Annotated in this window: 19 protein-coding genes; 7 read left to right on the top strand and 12 right to left on the bottom strand. The window is 67.3% G+C overall.

What is annotated here, in order from left to right:
- Positions 1 to 9 precede the first annotated feature (9 nt).
- Both NGM06_RS09040 and NGM06_RS09035 read left to right on the top strand, forming a co-directional pair.
- A complete protein-coding gene (locus NGM06_RS09040) occupies positions 10 to 747 on the top strand; it encodes a helix-hairpin-helix domain-containing protein (RefSeq protein WP_254269955.1) in 738 nt (245 codons plus the stop codon).
- 252 nt (positions 748 to 999) lie between these two features.
- Positions 1,000 to 1,920 (top strand): aminotransferase class IV, encoded by a 921-nt coding sequence (locus tag NGM06_RS09035; RefSeq protein ID WP_254269954.1) that lies wholly within the window; start codon positions 1,000 to 1,002, stop codon positions 1,918 to 1,920.
- Positions 1,921 to 1,947: 27 nt separating this feature from the next.
- Here NGM06_RS09035 and NGM06_RS09030 read toward each other — a convergent pair whose 3' ends face one another.
- Positions 1,948 to 3,336 (bottom strand): UDP-N-acetyl glucosamine 2-epimerase, encoded by a 1,389-nt coding sequence (locus tag NGM06_RS09030; RefSeq protein WP_254269953.1) that lies wholly within the window; start codon positions 3,334 to 3,336, stop codon positions 1,948 to 1,950.
- A 227-nt stretch (positions 3,337 to 3,563) separates the two neighbouring features.
- Here NGM06_RS09030 and NGM06_RS09025 point away from each other — a divergent pair, with 227 nt between their 5' ends.
- Positions 3,564 to 3,767, top strand: a complete 204-nt coding sequence (locus NGM06_RS09025) for a hypothetical protein (RefSeq protein WP_254269952.1) — start codon at positions 3,564 to 3,566, stop codon at positions 3,765 to 3,767.
- A gap of 48 nt (positions 3,768 to 3,815) precedes the next feature.
- On the opposite strand, the gene NGM06_RS09020 is transcribed toward NGM06_RS09025, so the two are convergent.
- Together NGM06_RS09020 and NGM06_RS09015 are read right to left on the bottom strand one after the other, a co-directional pair.
- Positions 3,816 to 4,235, bottom strand: a complete 420-nt coding sequence (locus NGM06_RS09020) for a Rieske (2Fe-2S) protein (RefSeq protein ID WP_254269951.1) — start codon at positions 4,233 to 4,235, stop codon at positions 3,816 to 3,818.
- A 230-nt stretch (positions 4,236 to 4,465) separates the two neighbouring features.
- Entirely contained in the window at positions 4,466 to 4,756 is a 291-nt protein-coding gene (locus NGM06_RS09015) for a transcriptional regulator (RefSeq protein ID WP_254269950.1), read from the bottom strand.
- A gap of 236 nt (positions 4,757 to 4,992) precedes the next feature.
- Here NGM06_RS09015 and NGM06_RS09010 point away from each other — a divergent pair, with 236 nt between their 5' ends.
- Together NGM06_RS09010 and NGM06_RS09005 are read left to right on the top strand one after the other, a co-directional pair.
- Positions 4,993 to 5,388 (top strand): DUF7344 domain-containing protein, encoded by a 396-nt coding sequence (locus NGM06_RS09010; RefSeq protein ID WP_438267633.1) that lies wholly within the window; start codon positions 4,993 to 4,995, stop codon positions 5,386 to 5,388.
- Positions 5,389 to 5,486: 98 nt separating this feature from the next.
- Positions 5,487 to 6,455 (top strand): nucleotidyltransferase family protein, encoded by a 969-nt coding sequence (locus NGM06_RS09005; RefSeq protein WP_254269948.1) that lies wholly within the window; start codon positions 5,487 to 5,489, stop codon positions 6,453 to 6,455.
- A gap of 13 nt (positions 6,456 to 6,468) precedes the next feature.
- Here the strand turns inward: NGM06_RS09005 and NGM06_RS09000 are convergent, their stop codons facing one another.
- The 6 genes from NGM06_RS09000 to NGM06_RS08975 all read right to left on the bottom strand — a co-directional run bounded on the left by NGM06_RS09000 (position 6,469) and on the right by NGM06_RS08975 (position 10,706).
- Positions 6,469 to 7,041, bottom strand: a complete 573-nt coding sequence (locus NGM06_RS09000) for a hypothetical protein (protein ID WP_254269947.1) — start codon at positions 7,039 to 7,041, stop codon at positions 6,469 to 6,471.
- A complete protein-coding gene (locus NGM06_RS24460) occupies positions 7,038 to 7,334 on the bottom strand; it encodes a hypothetical protein (RefSeq protein ID WP_497007248.1) in 297 nt (98 codons plus the stop codon). The genes NGM06_RS09000 and NGM06_RS24460 overlap by 4 nt, the downstream gene beginning before the upstream one ends.
- A gap of 68 nt (positions 7,335 to 7,402) precedes the next feature.
- Positions 7,403 to 8,149 (bottom strand): diphthine--ammonia ligase, encoded by a 747-nt coding sequence (locus NGM06_RS08990; RefSeq protein WP_254269946.1) that lies wholly within the window; start codon positions 8,147 to 8,149, stop codon positions 7,403 to 7,405.
- Between the two features lie 76 nt (positions 8,150 to 8,225).
- Positions 8,226 to 8,639, bottom strand: coding sequence for a VOC family protein (locus tag NGM06_RS08985; RefSeq protein WP_254269945.1), 414 nt, complete (start codon positions 8,637 to 8,639; stop codon positions 8,226 to 8,228).
- A gap of 42 nt (positions 8,640 to 8,681) precedes the next feature.
- A complete protein-coding gene (locus tag NGM06_RS08980; protein ID WP_254269944.1) occupies positions 8,682 to 9,839 on the bottom strand; it encodes a DUF373 family protein in 1,158 nt (385 codons plus the stop codon).
- A 144-nt stretch (positions 9,840 to 9,983) separates the two neighbouring features.
- Complete coding sequence (locus NGM06_RS08975) at positions 9,984 to 10,706, bottom strand: PHP domain-containing protein (protein WP_254269943.1); 723 nt, start codon at positions 10,704 to 10,706, stop codon at positions 9,984 to 9,986.
- A 60-nt stretch (positions 10,707 to 10,766) separates the two neighbouring features.
- Here NGM06_RS08975 and NGM06_RS08970 point away from each other — a divergent pair, with 60 nt between their 5' ends.
- Complete coding sequence (locus tag NGM06_RS08970) at positions 10,767 to 11,120, top strand: hypothetical protein (RefSeq protein WP_254269942.1); 354 nt, start codon at positions 10,767 to 10,769, stop codon at positions 11,118 to 11,120.
- On the opposite strand, the gene NGM06_RS08965 is transcribed toward NGM06_RS08970, so the two are convergent.
- The 3 genes from NGM06_RS08965 to NGM06_RS08955 form a co-directional block, all read right to left on the bottom strand.
- A complete protein-coding gene (locus NGM06_RS08965; protein WP_254269941.1) occupies positions 11,117 to 12,007 on the bottom strand; it encodes an endonuclease III domain-containing protein in 891 nt (296 codons plus the stop codon). The two genes, NGM06_RS08970 and NGM06_RS08965, sit on opposite strands and share 4 nt — an antisense overlap.
- 75 nt (positions 12,008 to 12,082) lie before the next feature.
- On the bottom strand, positions 12,083 to 12,523 hold the full coding sequence (locus tag NGM06_RS08960) for a DUF371 domain-containing protein (RefSeq protein WP_254269940.1): 441 nt from the start codon (positions 12,521 to 12,523) through the stop codon (positions 12,083 to 12,085).
- 93 nt (positions 12,524 to 12,616) lie between these two features.
- On the bottom strand, positions 12,617 to 12,769 hold the full coding sequence (locus tag NGM06_RS08955; protein WP_254269939.1) for a hypothetical protein: 153 nt from the start codon (positions 12,767 to 12,769) through the stop codon (positions 12,617 to 12,619).
- Between the two features lie 112 nt (positions 12,770 to 12,881).
- Between NGM06_RS08955 and NGM06_RS08950 the strand changes: the two genes are divergently transcribed.
- Positions 12,882 to 14,780 carry a glycosyl hydrolase 2 galactose-binding domain-containing protein gene (locus NGM06_RS08950; protein ID WP_254269938.1) on the top strand — a complete coding sequence of 633 codons (1,899 nt, stop codon included), beginning with the start codon at positions 12,882 to 12,884 and terminating at the stop codon, positions 14,778 to 14,780.
- Positions 14,781 to 15,035: the final 255 nt, after the last annotated feature.

Raw genomic sequence — 15,035 nt, 5'->3', positions numbered from 1 at the left:
GTCGCGCAAATGGGACTGCTCACGAAGCTGAAGTCGTTGCTCGGACTCGATGAGGACCGCTCGCAGGTGCGTCGGACCGAATCCGGGGTCACCATCGAGCGAGAACCCGACGAGTCGGCCGAACCGGATTCGGAAGTCGAGAGCGCCGTGAAGGGCGTCGATACCGGCGCGGAGGAGTCCAGCGAACCCGAGCGCGGCCGTACCGGCGACGACGGGACCACCGACGAGACCGGCGAAGCGGCGACCGGCGACGTCGCCGGAATCGAGGAAGCCGAAGCGAGCGAACCGGAGACCGCCGAACCCGAGACGACCGAGGAACCCGAGCCGACGGAGACGACTGACGAGACCGAATCGACCGACGAACCCGAGGAAGACGCCGAGACCGGCGTCTCCACCGAGGACGTGACCACCGCACCCGAGACCGACGAGGCGGCCGAACCCGCGGAGGCGACCCAACCCTCGACGGACGCCGCCGAACCCGACCAGACGGCGCGCGACGAACCCGAACCGACGCCCGAGGAGACGGCCGACGAGGAACCCGACGCGGCCGCCGACGAACCGGTCGGCGAGGGCGAACCCCTCGAAGACGTGAAGGGCATCGGCCCGGCCTACGCCGAGCGACTCCGCGACGCGGGCGTCGCGGACGTGACGGAACTGGCGAACGCCGACGCCGAACAGCTCGCCGAGGAGACCGGTCTCTCGGACAAGCGCATCTCGTCGTGGATCGACCGAGCCAAAGCGCGGTAATCGGACGACGCTTCGAGTCGACTCCGAACCGCCTCGTTATCTCCCGACCAGTCGTGTGCCGACAGAGAGACCCGGCGTCCTCCGTTCGGCCGCGACGCCGCGCGTGTCTGTTCTGCAGTTCTCTCCGGTCCACAGTTTCGAAGAGTCCAAGCGGTGTACTCCTTCGGCAGGTTGACGAGGGAGACCCGTAGAACCTCGGGCACCGTAATCGAGACCTGACAACACAAGTCACTCGGGTCCGAACCCCGACCCATGCAGTACCACGTCGATAGCGAACTCGTGGCCGCCGAGGACGCCACCGTCAGCGTCCGCGACCGCGGGTTCATGTACGGCGACGCCGCCTTCGAGACCCTCCGAGCGTACGGCGGTCGGGTGTTCGAGTGGGACGCCCACGCCGAGCGCCTCCGCCGGACCTGCTGCGCCCTGTCGCTCGACCACGGTCTCTCGGACGACGACCTCCGGGGCCGAATCCGCGAGACGCTCGCGGCGAACGACCTCGACGACGCCTACGTCAAACTCTCGATTTCGCGGGGCGTCCAACCCGGTAAACTCGCGCCCGGACCGGTCGAGGACCCGACCGTGGTCGTCTACGTCGCGGACCTGCCGCGCGGCGGCCGCGCCGACCGCGGCAGCGAACCAGTCTGGGACGGCCCGGCCACCGCCGCGGTGGTCGAGACCCGACGGATTCCCGACGCCGCGCTCCCGGCGCACGCGAAGACGCACAACTACCTGAACGGGATTCTAGCGCGCCTCGAACTCGGACAGGGTGGCGACAGCGAGGCCGAGGACGCGAACGGAGACGTTCCGGACGAGGCCATCGTCCTCGATTCGGACGAGAACCTCGCCGAGGGCGCGACGAGCAACCTGTTCCTCGTCAGCGACGGCGTCCTGCGCACGCCGAGTCTCGACGGACCGATTCTGCCGGGCATCACGCGCCGGGTCGTCCTCGAACTCGCCGAACAGAAGGGGATTCCCGTCGAGGAGGGCACCTACGGTCCCGCCGACCTCCGCGACGCGGACGAGGCGTTCCTGACCAACTCGACGTGGGAGGTTCGGCCGCTCGCGGCGGTCGAAGGGCCGGACGGCGAGACCGCCGAACTCGGCGCAGGGCCGGTTACCGACCGACTCGCCGAGGCCTTCGACGCTCGCGTCGAGCGCGACCACTACGAGTAGGCGCGGTCAGAGGTAGAGTGAGCGACGTTACAGGTAGTCGAACTCGCGGTCGGCGTCGGCGGCGTACCCCTGTCGCTCGTGCGCCCACTCGAAGGGATTCTCGTCGCGACGCTCGGCGAGGAAGTCCACGATGCGCTCGCCCACGTCGCTCCCGTAGAGGTCCGGACCCTCGGTCATCCGCTTGCGGGTCCGGTCGTCCTCGTAGACGTACTCGACCGTCTCGCGTACGAACTCGCCCGACACGGGCGGGACGAGCAGGTTCGTGTTGGCGTCGAACACGGTCTCGGGCCTGTCGGTGTTGAACCGGGCGGTGAGACAGAGCGCCTCGTCGATGTGGTTCAGTTCCTCCTGCATGCTCCCGGAGTCGGTCAGTTCGGCGAAGCACTGGCCGGATTCGAGGAACTCGTAGACGTGGGCGTGCTTCTTCCAGAGGCCGGTGAACAGGAAGTTGTCGTTCTCCTCGGCCAGTCGGACGAGTTTCTCGCGGAGACCGTACTCCCGGAGGGCGACTTCGGTCGCGTTCAGTTCCACGAAGTTGACGTTGTGGCCGTCCTCCACGAGGCCGACGACGGCGGCCACGATGCTCTCGAACCGCTCGGGGAGGAGGTTCGCGCGCCGGTGGACGTCCACCCGAATCCAGTCGTCGCGCTCCTCCAGCGCGGGATACACGTCGAAGACGCTCTCGTCGAGGTCCGCGTCCTTCTTCATCTCGATGGCGTCTACCACGGAGTTGCCGACGACCGGGATTCGCTCGCTTCCGCCGACCGCCTCCGGGTAGCCTTCGTCGCGGAGGTGCTGGCGATTCAATTCGGTCGGGGCGAAGTGGTACAGCGACGCCGCCGACCCGACGAACGTGTCGTACTGCTCGGGGAACGGTTCGGCCCGGTTGCGCTCCCACTCGCCGTCCCACTGCCGAGCGACGACGGTCTCGGGGTCGTCGCTCGGGTCGAACGAGACGGGGGCCATCCCGCGGAGTCCCGCCTCGTTGTGAGCGACCAGTTGGTTCGTGGCGAACATCCACGCCTGCGGGACGACGCCCGCCGCCAGCGTGTCGCCGTGGACGACGGGGAGGACGGTCGTCTCCGGGTACCGGTCGTCCAGCACCTCGGCGAATCGCTTTATCCGGGTCATCACCTGTGCGGTCTTCTCCGAGAGGTCGCCCCGAATCCCGAGGTCCACGGCGACGCGGTCCTCGATGCCGTACTCGGCGAGACCGTGGCCCAGCAAGTCGTCGTAGTGCTGGCCCGTGTGCAGGACGAAGCAGGGCAGGTCGCGCTCGTCGGCGGCAGGAACCAGCGGGGCCTGCTTGTAGAAGTCGGGTTTGGTAGCGGTCACGACCGCGAGGACGTAGTCGCCGCGTTCCATCTGGTCGGCGAGGCGGTCGTCGTGTACCGCCATCTCGGTCGGTTCACTCATTCGTTCCGGAGAGTAGCGGCGAGTCGTGTTAGTAGCTTCTCATCTCGACCGATAGCGGACGTCTGGGTTCGGTTACGCCGGGCCAGACGGATGTGGCAGTTTCGAGGGCGTGAATCGGTTGCGAGAGATGGAGCAGTTCACCCAGTTACTCAAAACGGAGAGAGCGCGGAATTGATGCCGGACGGCGGAGAACTGAGTACGTCGAACTCGCGACGAGGTAACAGGGAATGAAAGTCGTCATCGCACACGAGAGTAAGGAGAAGAATTCGGGAAGCTATCACGTTTTGAACGACGCGGAGACCGCGAGTTTATGCGCGACGGTCAGCGAGAAGAGCGAGTTCGCCGCAGACATCGTGGAGGTGTTGTCGCAGGAATCGGCGAAGCAGCACGGGTTCGACCTCTGTGGACGGTGCGCCGACATCGCCGACTGACGAGCGAAAGCGACCGCATCATCGGTGAGCAGAGACGGGCCGAGCGATTCAGAACTCGATGTTCGACTTCGAGGACAGGTCGGTCGGGTCCGTCTCGATTCCGCCCTCGCGAACGAACTCGTAGTCGTCGTCCGTGAGATACACGACACCGTCCGCGACCTCGATTTCGACCGGGTTCAGATACGCCCCTTCGCACGGCCCGTGGGTACAGCGACCGGTGTCGCCCTCGAAGAGCGCGCCGTGGTTCGCACACACCAGTTCGCCGTTCCGTTTCGGCGCACCCGACCCCTTGTCGAGGCGGATGTGCTGGAAGTGCATACACCGATTTATCCACCCGGTGACCTCCTCGTCCAATCGGGTCAGAACCGCTTCGTCGTCCTCACCCGACTCCGCGTCCCGTACCGTGAACAGAAACGTCGTGTCTGCCGGGACGTTATCGACCGAGGTAACACGTTGTCCTGTCTCCATTACTCCCGTTTAGGACGAGGACTGCAGATTTCCCTTTCGATAGCAGTTTCCGACGAGACCCGCGTCGATGGGCACCTAGACGGCCGTACTGTGAATCGCCCGATAGGCGACTCGACGAGGGCGGTTGTGCGAGCACGTCACCGAGAACCGCAGCGAGGGACTATCGACCGAAATAGAGGACTGCAACGCGACAGCGGACTCCGACAGCGGACGGCACTGCGACCTGCGCTCTACTCGATTCGGAACACCGGTTCGTCCACCGATTCGCTCTTGCACTCGGGACACCGGGAGGGACGATTCGCCGGGTCGTCGAACTCGCTGAACCCGCAATCGCCGCACTCCGGTGGGGCGACCAGCAGTTGGTCGTCGCTCGCGGACAGCGACTGGGCGATGTGTCGGACGTGGTCGATGGCGGCGGACGCCGTCACGTCGAACTCGGTCGCCAGCGCGCTCGGCGAGGCGGTCGTCTCGCGGAGGTGGTCGGTGATTCGCTCGCGGGTGGTTGCGTCGGCCTCGCGCATATTCCTGCTCGCCGCTGGTCGGACATAACCCTTTCCCGCGACCGCAATTTTGTGTGACCGAGGCGACCCAGTATCGCCGAATCGGCGAGCGAACGGCTCTGACGGTTCACCGCACAGCTAGAAGGCCTATCGAGAGCTTCTCCGGGCGTTTTTCGACTGTGACGACGGTGACCCTAGCTGTTTAGGTCCACTGTTCTTAGTGGTCGGGGAGAGAGTATCCCTCGGCGCGCCGCAACATGAGTAACGAACACGCACCGACGGGAGGAGAGGGGACGGCGACAGACGCACCCCCGTCCGTTTCCAGCGGACGGAGTATCGACATCGACGGACTTTTCGAAGTACTCGCGGATAGGCACCGCCGTCGCGTGCTCGAATACCTCGACGGGACCGACGACGGCGTTGCGGCCTTCTCGGAACTCGTCGAACACGTCGCCGACTCGGACGGAGACTCGACGGACGACCACGGACGAGTCGAGGTGGACCTCCACCACCACCACCTGCCGAAACTCGACGACGCGAACCTCGTCGAGTACGATGCCCGAAGCGAGACGGTCCGGTACCGCGCGGGTACGGCCGTCGGGGAGTGGGTCGAGTTCGCCCGGACGTACGAGTCCGGTCGCGAACGGCGGTAGCGTGCCGGTTCGCGGCGGTGGTGACCCGGCGGTCCATCGCCTCGTGTCCGACCCGAGAAATGAAAAGGGACTTATCCTGTCGGATAGACCGTCGTCGTATGAAAGCCGTCGTTCTTGCGGGTGGGTACGCGACCCGACTCTGGCCGATCACGAAGCACCGACCGAAGATGTTCCTTCCGGTCGGCGACTCGACCGTCATCGACCAGATTTTCGCCGAGTTAGAGGCCGACGAACGCATCGACGACGTGTACGTCTCGACCAACGAGCGGTTCGCGGAGGACTTCCGGGACCACCTCGCCGAGAGCGAGTTCGACAAACCCCGACTCACGGTCGAGGACACCACCGAAGAAGACGAGAAGTTCGGCGTCGTGGGCGCGCTGGCCCAACTGTTCGACCGCGAGAACATCACGGAGGACACCCTCGTCATCGCCGGTGACAACCTCATCAGTTTCGGCATCAGCGACTTCGTGGACTTCTTCGAGGCGAAGGAGTCGCCGACGCTGGCGGCCTACGACGTCGGGTCCCGCGAGCGTGCGAAGTCCTACGGTCTCGTCGAACTCGACGGCGACGAGGTGGTGGACTTCCAAGAGAAACCCGACGACCCGAAGAGTACGCTGGTCTCCATCGCGTGCTACGCCTTCACCGCCGAGACCATCCCGCTACTCGACGAGTATCTCGACAACGACAACAACCCCGACGAACCCGGGTGGTTCGTGCAGTGGTTGCAGTCCCGGGACTCGGTGTACGCCTACACCTTCGACGAGGCGTGGTTCGACATCGGCACGCCCGAGAGCTACCTCGAAGCCGTCGGGTGGAAACTCGACGGCGAGAACCGAGTCGCCGACTCCGCCACGGTCGAGAACACCACGCTCGGCGAGAACGTCCACATCATGCCGGGCGCGGAACTGGTCAACTCCAGCGTCAACAACTCCATCGTCTTCCCGTCGGCGACCATTCGGGACTGCGACATCCGCAACTCCATCATCGACGAGAAGACCCACGTCGAGAACATGGACCTCGCGGGCGCGCTCATCGGCGCGCACACCCAGATTCTGAACGGCGAGTAACCCGGCACTCGATTCAGCCACCGTTCTCCCGCACGCCCAGATACGCCTCTTGGCCTTCGTACGCACCACCGCGCAGGAGGTGGAGAACGTGAGCCACCGCGCGGTGGTTCCCGTCAGCGACGTAGGCCGGGTCGTCGCCCTCCGCGACGACGATTAGCCGACTCTGCGGCCCCTCCGAGTCGATTTCGTCGGCGAGGGCAACTACCTCTCCGAGGTCCTTCGGCGTCTCCTCGTCCAACGCAGTCACGTCCTCGGCCTCGTAAATTCGTCGGGCGATGGACTCGATTCGGTTGTCGTCGGCGAGCGCGCGCCACCCCTCGTCGTGGGGACCGACGACGACCCGGAGGTCACGGAGCGCGCCCTCCGAGAGGTCGGCGTGGTACCAGTCGGCCCGCTGGGGGGTGAACACGCGCTCGGCGATAGGTTTGCGTTCGAACAGTTCCTCGCGGAGCGCGGGGTCGGTGTCGAGCGCGTCGGGGTCCGGGCCGCCGTCCTCCTCGTCGAGTTCCGCCCGGAGCCAATAGCGAATCACCTCGGTCTCCGAGACCGGTTCCGGGTCGCCGCGGAGGCGGTCTTGGATGCTCATCGTGCTGGTGTTCGAAAGGTGGCCACGAAAAGAAGGATTACGGGCGACGGCGCGAGCGAAGGCGGCGCTCTCGACGACGTCAGCGAAATCGTCAGAACCCACTCACCCAGCCACGCGTCCTCGATTTCGAGCGTCCCGCGCGTCCCGTTCCATTCGGTGTCGTACTCCAGTTCGATGGGCCGCTCCATGTGCGGGCCGTCGGTCACCAGCGTCTCGAACTCGCCACCGAACCGTTTCCTGCGCTCGCGCCGGGAGCGGCGCTCGCTTGGAAAACGTTCATGAAAAGCCTGCACCGCTCCCTACGGTCGCTCCCCGGCACGCACGCTCACGTTCGTTCGCTCGCGGCCAAACTGCACGTGTCCTACGACTCCAAGTGAGCGTCCGTCACTCGGATCGTTCCCCGAGTTCCGTCCCACTCCGTTTCGTAGTCCAGTTCGATAGCACGGTCCATGTGCGGGCCGTCGGTCACCAGCGTCTCGAACTCGCCGCCCTCGCCGAGTACGTGGACGCCGTGGCTCTCGTTCAGGTCCTCCAACTCGGCGATGGCCGCCTCGTCCAAGGTTCGACCGAGCCACGACTCGTCGAGTCCGTACGCTGCAACTCGGATGATCGTAATCTCGAAGCCCGCGTCGAGCATCGCGTCGGCGAGTTCGCGGGGGTCCTCCTGCCAGAGCGGTGCGAACACCTCGGCGTCGAGGCGGTCGGCCATCGCCTCGATTCGGGAAGTCTGGTACTCGCTCTCGACCGCGCCCGCGGTCACGCCCGCGACGCCGTCGGGGAGTTCGGCGTCGAGTTCGCGCACCGCCGCCTCCAGCGGTCGGAGTTCCGCGTCGCCCTGCGCGCCCGACTCGTCGGCGTCGTCGGCCTCGAAGTCGTCTGGTTCGACCTCCACCAGCGGGATGCCGACGCTCTCGGCCGCGAGCGACGCGAGTCGCGTCGCCGGGACGTGGTACATGTAGGAGTCGCCCTCGGGGTGGACCGTGACGAGTCGCGTCACGTCCAGTCCCTCTTCCAGCGCGCGGTAGAGCGCCCACGAGGAGTCCTTGCCGCCCGAGAAGAGGCTCAGCCACTCGCCCTGCTGTCCGGCCGACGATGGCCCTTCGGTCATGCGAGAGAGTCGGGAGCGCGCGGATTTAGGTGCGGCGAATCGGTCGGCCGGACGACGGCGAATCGGTCGCGCGAGGTCACTCGGGGCCGACGACCTCGACTTTGATACCCTCCGGGTCCTCGCAGTAGAGAGCGTAGTAGCCACCGGCGAAGGGGTGTCGGTCCTCGTACAGCAGGGCCGCGTCCTCGCGTTCGCGGACGCCCGCCGTGAGTTCGTCCACCTGCTCGCGGGAGGCGGCGTGGAACGCCACGTGGTTGAGTCCGGCGGCGCGTCGGTCGAACGCGGCGTCAGAACCGTCGGCTTGCACGAGGACGACGTACGTCGGACCGTTGACCCACGACCGGCCGCCGTCCCACTCGTTCTTTCGTTCGTAGCCGAGTTCGCCGAGCAACCAGTCCCAGAACGCGACCGACGCGTCGAGGTCGGAGGCGTACAGTTCGAGGTGGTGGAGCTGCCCGGCGCTGTCGGGGTCTGCGTGGTCGTGGTCCATGGACCACCACGTGTAAGCCAGCGGTAAAGAACGGACGGTTTCCTACTCGACCAGTTCCTCGTCCTCGAACTCCTCGCTCAACGAGGTTTCGGTGAGGTACGACGAGAGTTGGACGCCGAGCAGGCTCACGACCACGCCCGCGACGACGAACAGCGCCATCCGCGTCCCCGAGTGGAGGACGATGCGCTCCACCGAGAGGCTGCCGAGTTCCATGTGCGGGACGACGACCGGTTCGACGTACCCCTCTCGCTGGAGGAAGTACGCCGAGAAGCCCCGCACCACCAGTCCGACCGCGAGCACGCCGAACGGGAGGTTGAGATAGGAGTTGCGCACCCGGTCGTTGCGGATGATTTCGTCGAGGAGTCGGCCGGTCGAGGCCGCCAGCGCCGCCGCGGCCAGCCACGGGACGCTGGCGAACGCGAACGCCATCGCGGGCAGGAGGACGCCCTCCGTCGAAACAGAGGAGTTCGAGACCCGCAGCGCCCCGGCGAACAGGCCGATGAGCGAGAGGCCCGCGGCGACGACGTACGTCACGATGGAGACCCGGCCGGAGTAGAGGGCGTCTTTGATGTCGGTCGGTAAGTCGGCGACGTACTCGTCCACGCCGAGTCCCTTGTAGAGGACGAACAGACCGATGACCGCGGTGATGGCGGCGACTGCGGTCGCGGGTCCGGCCGCCATCAGGATGATGGGGAACGCCAGCAGCGCGACCCCGACCGGGACGAGGACAGTCTGGCGCAGTTCCTCGTCGGCGAGGAACTGCTTGAGCAGGTAGTACGTCGATTCGATGTCGCGGGCCTGTCGGACGACCACGCGGTCCACGGCGTCCACCTGCAATCGACTCTCGATGATTGGAACGAGTCGCTCGTCCTGTGCGCTGTCGATGACGACCACGGCCGAATCCGGGTCGTATTCGGCGATGAGGTTGTCCATCTGGTCGGCGACCGCGCGGTCGCGGCCGACCATCGTCTCTGCGGCCCCGGAGATGACCGCCACGGTGACCGCCTCGTCGCCGTCGCGCAGGTCGCGGGCCACGCGCAGGGATTCGAGCAGGCAGTTGACGCTGGAGTCTTCCGGGTCCGCGAGACCGACCTCCGTGACGAGCGACCGGACCGCCTCCCACCCGGCAACCGGGGTTTCGAGACCGGTCTTGGTCCCGATGTCGTCGTTCCGGTCGACGCAGACTACCAGCGTACTCATGTCGCGTAACTGAATGCAGACGGTCGCGCGTTAAAAACCCTCGTGCTCGGGGCAATACGGCCTCCATCGAGTCACCTCAGAGAGCGCGACGGCGTCGCGCGTCGGTCGGTCTCCGGACCGCAGCAATCCGATATCCGGCAGTGGTCACAGTCGCGCGAAACTCGGCACGCTCGCGGCGACGCCGTGGCCGACCTTCCGTCCGGCACCGAGCGCGTAGTGGCGCACGCTCCGGTAGAGCGGTTGGCGGTGGCCGTGAATCTCGGCGTCGCCGTCGGTGAAGGCCCGGACGACGTGGTCGCGGTCGATATCGGCCTTCGAGGACGCCCCCTCGACGGTGAGTTCGGTGTAGGCCCGGCCGAGGTACTTCGCGGAGTGAGCGTCGCTGGCCGCGACGCCGGGGTAGTCGTTGCGGGCCGCGAACTGGCGCGCGCGCCGGTTCCGGTAGCCGGTGAAAATCCACGAGTTGTACACCTCGATGGCGTCGCAATCGGTGATTCGGCCCTTCCGAACCCCGTGACGCGTGCGCTGGAACGGGTGGGGAACGACCGCGACTCCGCCGCTGTCGCGGATTTCGGCGACCGTCTCGTCGAGCGGTCGGTGGGGTTCTGGCCGCTCCTCGACGCCGATAGCGAGCAGGTGGCCCGCCGCGGTGGAAACCTCGACCCCCGGAACGCCGACGAGTCCGTACTCCGGAGCGAGTTCGGCCGCCCGGAGCGACTCCCGAATCGTGTCGTGGTCGGTCACCACGATGCCGTCGAGACCGATGTCGCTGGCCTGCGCCAGCAGGAGTTCGACGGGTTCGTGCCCGTCGTAGGACCCCTCCGAGTGGACGTGCGGGTCGATGGTTATCGTCGTCTCTGAGGCCATTTGCAATCTCTAGCGCCCGAAACGGCAAAAGTCCAGCCATCGAACCACCCGACGGACTCGATGCCGGACCTGACCCTCGAATCGGAGGAGTGGTACGTCCTCACGAACTGGTTGCGCGAGCGAGAGAACCGACTCCAGTACGCGCTCCGGTCGAAGTCCCGGGAGTGGGAGTTCGTCCACGACCTCCGGCGGGAGATAGAGAGCCAGAACGCCGGTGGTGACACCGACGGCGAACCGCGGACCGTCGCGCTCTCGGACCGGCAGGTGGCGTACCTCTCGTCGTTCCTCCGCGACCGAGCGCGGAAACTGCTCCTCTTCCCGTGGCGCGACCGGGAGCGCCGGGACGTGCGCCACCTCCGGGACCGCCTGCTCGAAGAGAGCGGGCTACCAGAGGAGACCGAACGCTCGGATTAGTCGGCGTCCGCGGGGTCCACGACCGTGCCGGATTCGGCGTCCACGCCCACGCGGTCGCAGAGGTCCGACATGGGGCACTCGTCCAGTCCGTCGAGGCACGCGGGCTTCCGGGCCGAGCAGTACTCTCGCCCGAACTGAATCGTCGCCGTGTGTCCGAACCCGCACTTCGCTGCGGGCACGTCGCGCTCCAGCACCGCCCGGACCGCCTCGTGGTCGGCGTCGGCGGGCGCGACGCCGAGCCGCCGGTAGATTCGGTGGACGTGGGTGTCCACGGGAAAGACGCCGGACCGTCCGCCGGCGAACAGCAGGACGCAGTCGGCGGTCTTGGGACCCACGCCGTCCATATCGAGGAGGGTTGGACGGACCTCCTCGGGGTCGCGCTCCCTGACGAAGGCGTCGAACTCGGCCGCGCTCCCGTACTCGTCCAGTACCCTCGCCGCCACCGAGGTCAGCACGTCGGCCTTCCGGTTGTAGAGTCCGGCCGACCGGATGGTGTCGGCGAGTTCGTCGTGGTCGGCGTCGGCGAGCGCGGCGGCGAGGCCGGTTGTCCCGTCGTCCTCACCGCCAGCGTCGCCCGTCCCGTCCCCATCACTGCCACCGCCGTACCGCTCCATCAGCGCGTCGTGGGCGGGTTGGCTCGCCACGTCGCTGGTGTTCTGGCTCAGAATCGTCCGGACCAGACACTCGAAGGCGTCGCGTCCGCCGTAGGTCTTCTGCCAGTACAGGTCACCGAGACGGTCCACGACCGCTTCGGCGCGGGTGGCGGCCTCGCCGGGGGCGAACTCGGTGGCCGTCCCTCCCCCGGCGGAACCGCCGCTGATGTTCTGGGCGGGTTCGGGGTCGTCGAGGGCCTCGGGGTTCTCGACGGATTCGGAGTCGTCGGGCATGGTCCGTATTGATGGCGCGAGCGGATTAAAACGGTCGCTCCGACCGGCGGACCGGCGGCCCGCCGACCGACGGTCTCACGCGTCGCGTTCGACCGTCAGCGTCACGGTCAGGTCGGCACCCTCGGCGAGCGCCGCGACCAACTCCCTATCGAAGCCCTCGGCGGCGAACTCGGCACCGACGAGAACCGTGCGGTCGTCCACGTAGTCGCTGGTCCGGCCCACGGCGCTCCGGTCGCTCTCGAAGGTCAGGTCCGGGTGGCCCCGGCCCGTCACGGTCTCGCGGTACGCCTCGTCGCCCTCCTGTTCGGCGACCTCGAACGTCGCGGTGATTGTCGCGTCGGCGCTCTGGCAGGCCGCGACGAACTCGTCGTCGAAGTCGGCCGGGGCGCGGTCCGCCTCGATACCGAGGATGCAGTCGCCCGCGGGCGTGAGATAGTCGTCGGTCGTCACCTCGAAAGTGCTGGCGTGGGCGGCCGAGACGTTCTCGTGACCGCGTGCGTGGAGAACTTCGTCCATGGAGACGGGTTTCGACAGCGGACACTTGAATCGCGGGAAACCGACTGCGGTGCGGGACCGAAGTGACTGGGCAGACCGACGACGCTAGACGGACTACTGTACGACCGTCACCGTGACCGCACCGCAGGCACACTCGTAGGCGCGGCGCTCGCCAGCGTCGGTCGTCATCCGGAGCATCAACTCCTCCTCACCGAGAGTGCGCTGGCAGCTACGGGCCTCACAGGCACACCGCAAGTCTTCGAGCATACCCGAACGTGGTCCCGCCATCCTACTTAAATTGAGCCATGGGCACGGTGAAAGTGAAAGTGGTCGGCTCCGGTACGTAAAACCTATCTGGTGTGGGTGTAGTTGCCCGTGTATGTCCCTCACCGACTGGACGGGCGCGGCGGTCGAACCGTCCGCCGGAGCCGAGCCGCCCTCCCCCGACGAGTGGCACCCGGTCGAACTGCCGGGCCGTCCCGAGCGGTTCGCAGACGCCGACGCCGTGGCGTACCGAACCGAGTTCGCCGACCCGCGCGACGCCGACGAGCGAACGACCCTCGAACTCCGCGGGTTGTTCGCCCACGCTCGCATCTGGCTGAACGGCGAGTTGCTCGGCGAACACGACGCCTACTTCGTCCCCGCGCGGTACGAGGTGGACCTCGACGCCGACAACGAACTGGTGGTCGAGTGTCGCGCCCCCGAGTCGTACGGCGGCGTCTACGCGACCGACCGGGTCCCCGACGAGCGGGCGGTCCCCGGCATCTGGTGGGCCGCGGACCTCGAAACGCATCCGGAGACGTTCGTGGACGCGCTCTCGCTGACACCCCGGCGGACCGACGACGGCGCGGTCATCGACGCCGAGTTGGCCGTCGAAGCGGGCGAGGCGCTGGACGAGCGCATCTCGCTGTCGGTGCGCCCGCAGGGGTTCCGGGGCGGCGGCGTGATGGAACGCGCCAGAATCGAAGCCGAGGCGGGCGAGCGCGCCGTCGTCGAGAAGACGCTCGAACTCCGCGACCCGGCCTACTGGTGGCCCGCCGGTCACGGCCCGCAGCACCAGTACGCGGTCCGGGCGAAACTCGGCGACTCCGAACGAGTCGTGAAGACCGGTCTCTCCGAAATCCGCGACGCCCGGGACGACGGACTGGTCGTCAACGGACAGGAAGTCCGGGGACGGGGGTTCTCGCTCCTCCCGACGGGCGACCCGACGTGGGACGTAGAACGGGCCGCCAACGCCAACGCGAACGTCGTCCGGGCGTACGGTCACGTCCCGCCCGCGGAGTTCTACGAGGCCGCCGCCGAGGCGGGCCTGCTGGTCTGGCAAGACCTCCCCATCTCCGGGGCTGGCGAGTCGGCCGAAACCGACCCGGACCGCGCGACGGCGTTGGCCGAGACGCTCTCGTCGTCGGTCGAGCGCCACCCCTGCGTGGGCGCGTTCGGCGTCCGCGCCGACCCGACAGACCACCTCGCGGGCGTCGGTCCCTCTCGGTTCGCCCGCTACAAGGTCCGCTGGCGGGCGTGGCGCGCGGACTACGACGCCACCGCGGACCGCGAACTCGCCGAGACCCTACCCGACGACGCGGCAGTGTTTCCCGTCTCGGGCGCGCCCGGCATCGACCCCGACGCCGCACACGTCTACCCCGGATGGCAGTACGGCGACGCCGACGACGCCGAGTGGGTCCTCGACAAGTACGACCGTACGGGCGCGGTCGGCGCGTTCGGCGCGGGGTCGCTCACCGCGGCGGAGGGCCACGACGCCGCCGGGTTCGACGCCGACGCCCACGACGCCTACGTCGCCGGAAACGTCGAGGCGTTGGGCGGCGACGAAGCGACCCCCGTCGAGGCCTCCCAGACGTACCAGACGCGAGTCCTCAAGCAGGTCACCGAGACGCTCCGCCGCCGCGGCACCGGCCTGCTCGTAGCCGACGCGCTCCGGGACGCCGACGACGGGGCGGGCATGGGCGTGCTGGCGGCCGACGGGGAAGAGAAGGACGGGTACGAGGCGATGGCGGCCTCACTGGAACCCGTACAGGTCGTCCTCGACGGCTACCCGACCCACGGCTCGACGAGGGAGTTGACGGTCCTCAACGACACGCCCGAGGCGGTGTCGGGCACCGTCTCGTGGACCGCAGGCGACCGAACCGGCGGGTCCGACGTGGAGGTCGAGGCCTACGGTCGTTCGCAGGCCGGGACGCTGGAGGTTCCGGACGACGCCCGAGCGGTCGAACTCTCCTTCGGGCGCGCCGACGGAGCGGTCCAGAACAGCTACCCGCTGTAGCGTCCGGCGGTCTTTATTACCCCACCGAAGAGTGTGGGAGGGCGTTACACGGCCGTTAGCGGGCGTGTGAACGGTTTCCACGCCCCAAATCAACGCAACATTTATATATACACAGCGAATATTTGCAGTTACCAGAACGCCACGAGCGTTCGGCAAGCATCGCGCGACAAATGACATGGGACTATTGTCACCGGTCGATTGCCAGTTGTAGACAGCAGTTGCTGTCGTCCACTGGCTCGCCGAACGCCGAGGCGG

This window comes from Halorussus aquaticus (assembly GCF_024218795.1).
Taxonomy (GTDB): domain Archaea; phylum Halobacteriota; class Halobacteria; order Halobacteriales; family Haladaptataceae; genus Halorussus; species Halorussus aquaticus.
This window is presented reverse-complemented; position numbering and strand designations above follow the sequence as displayed.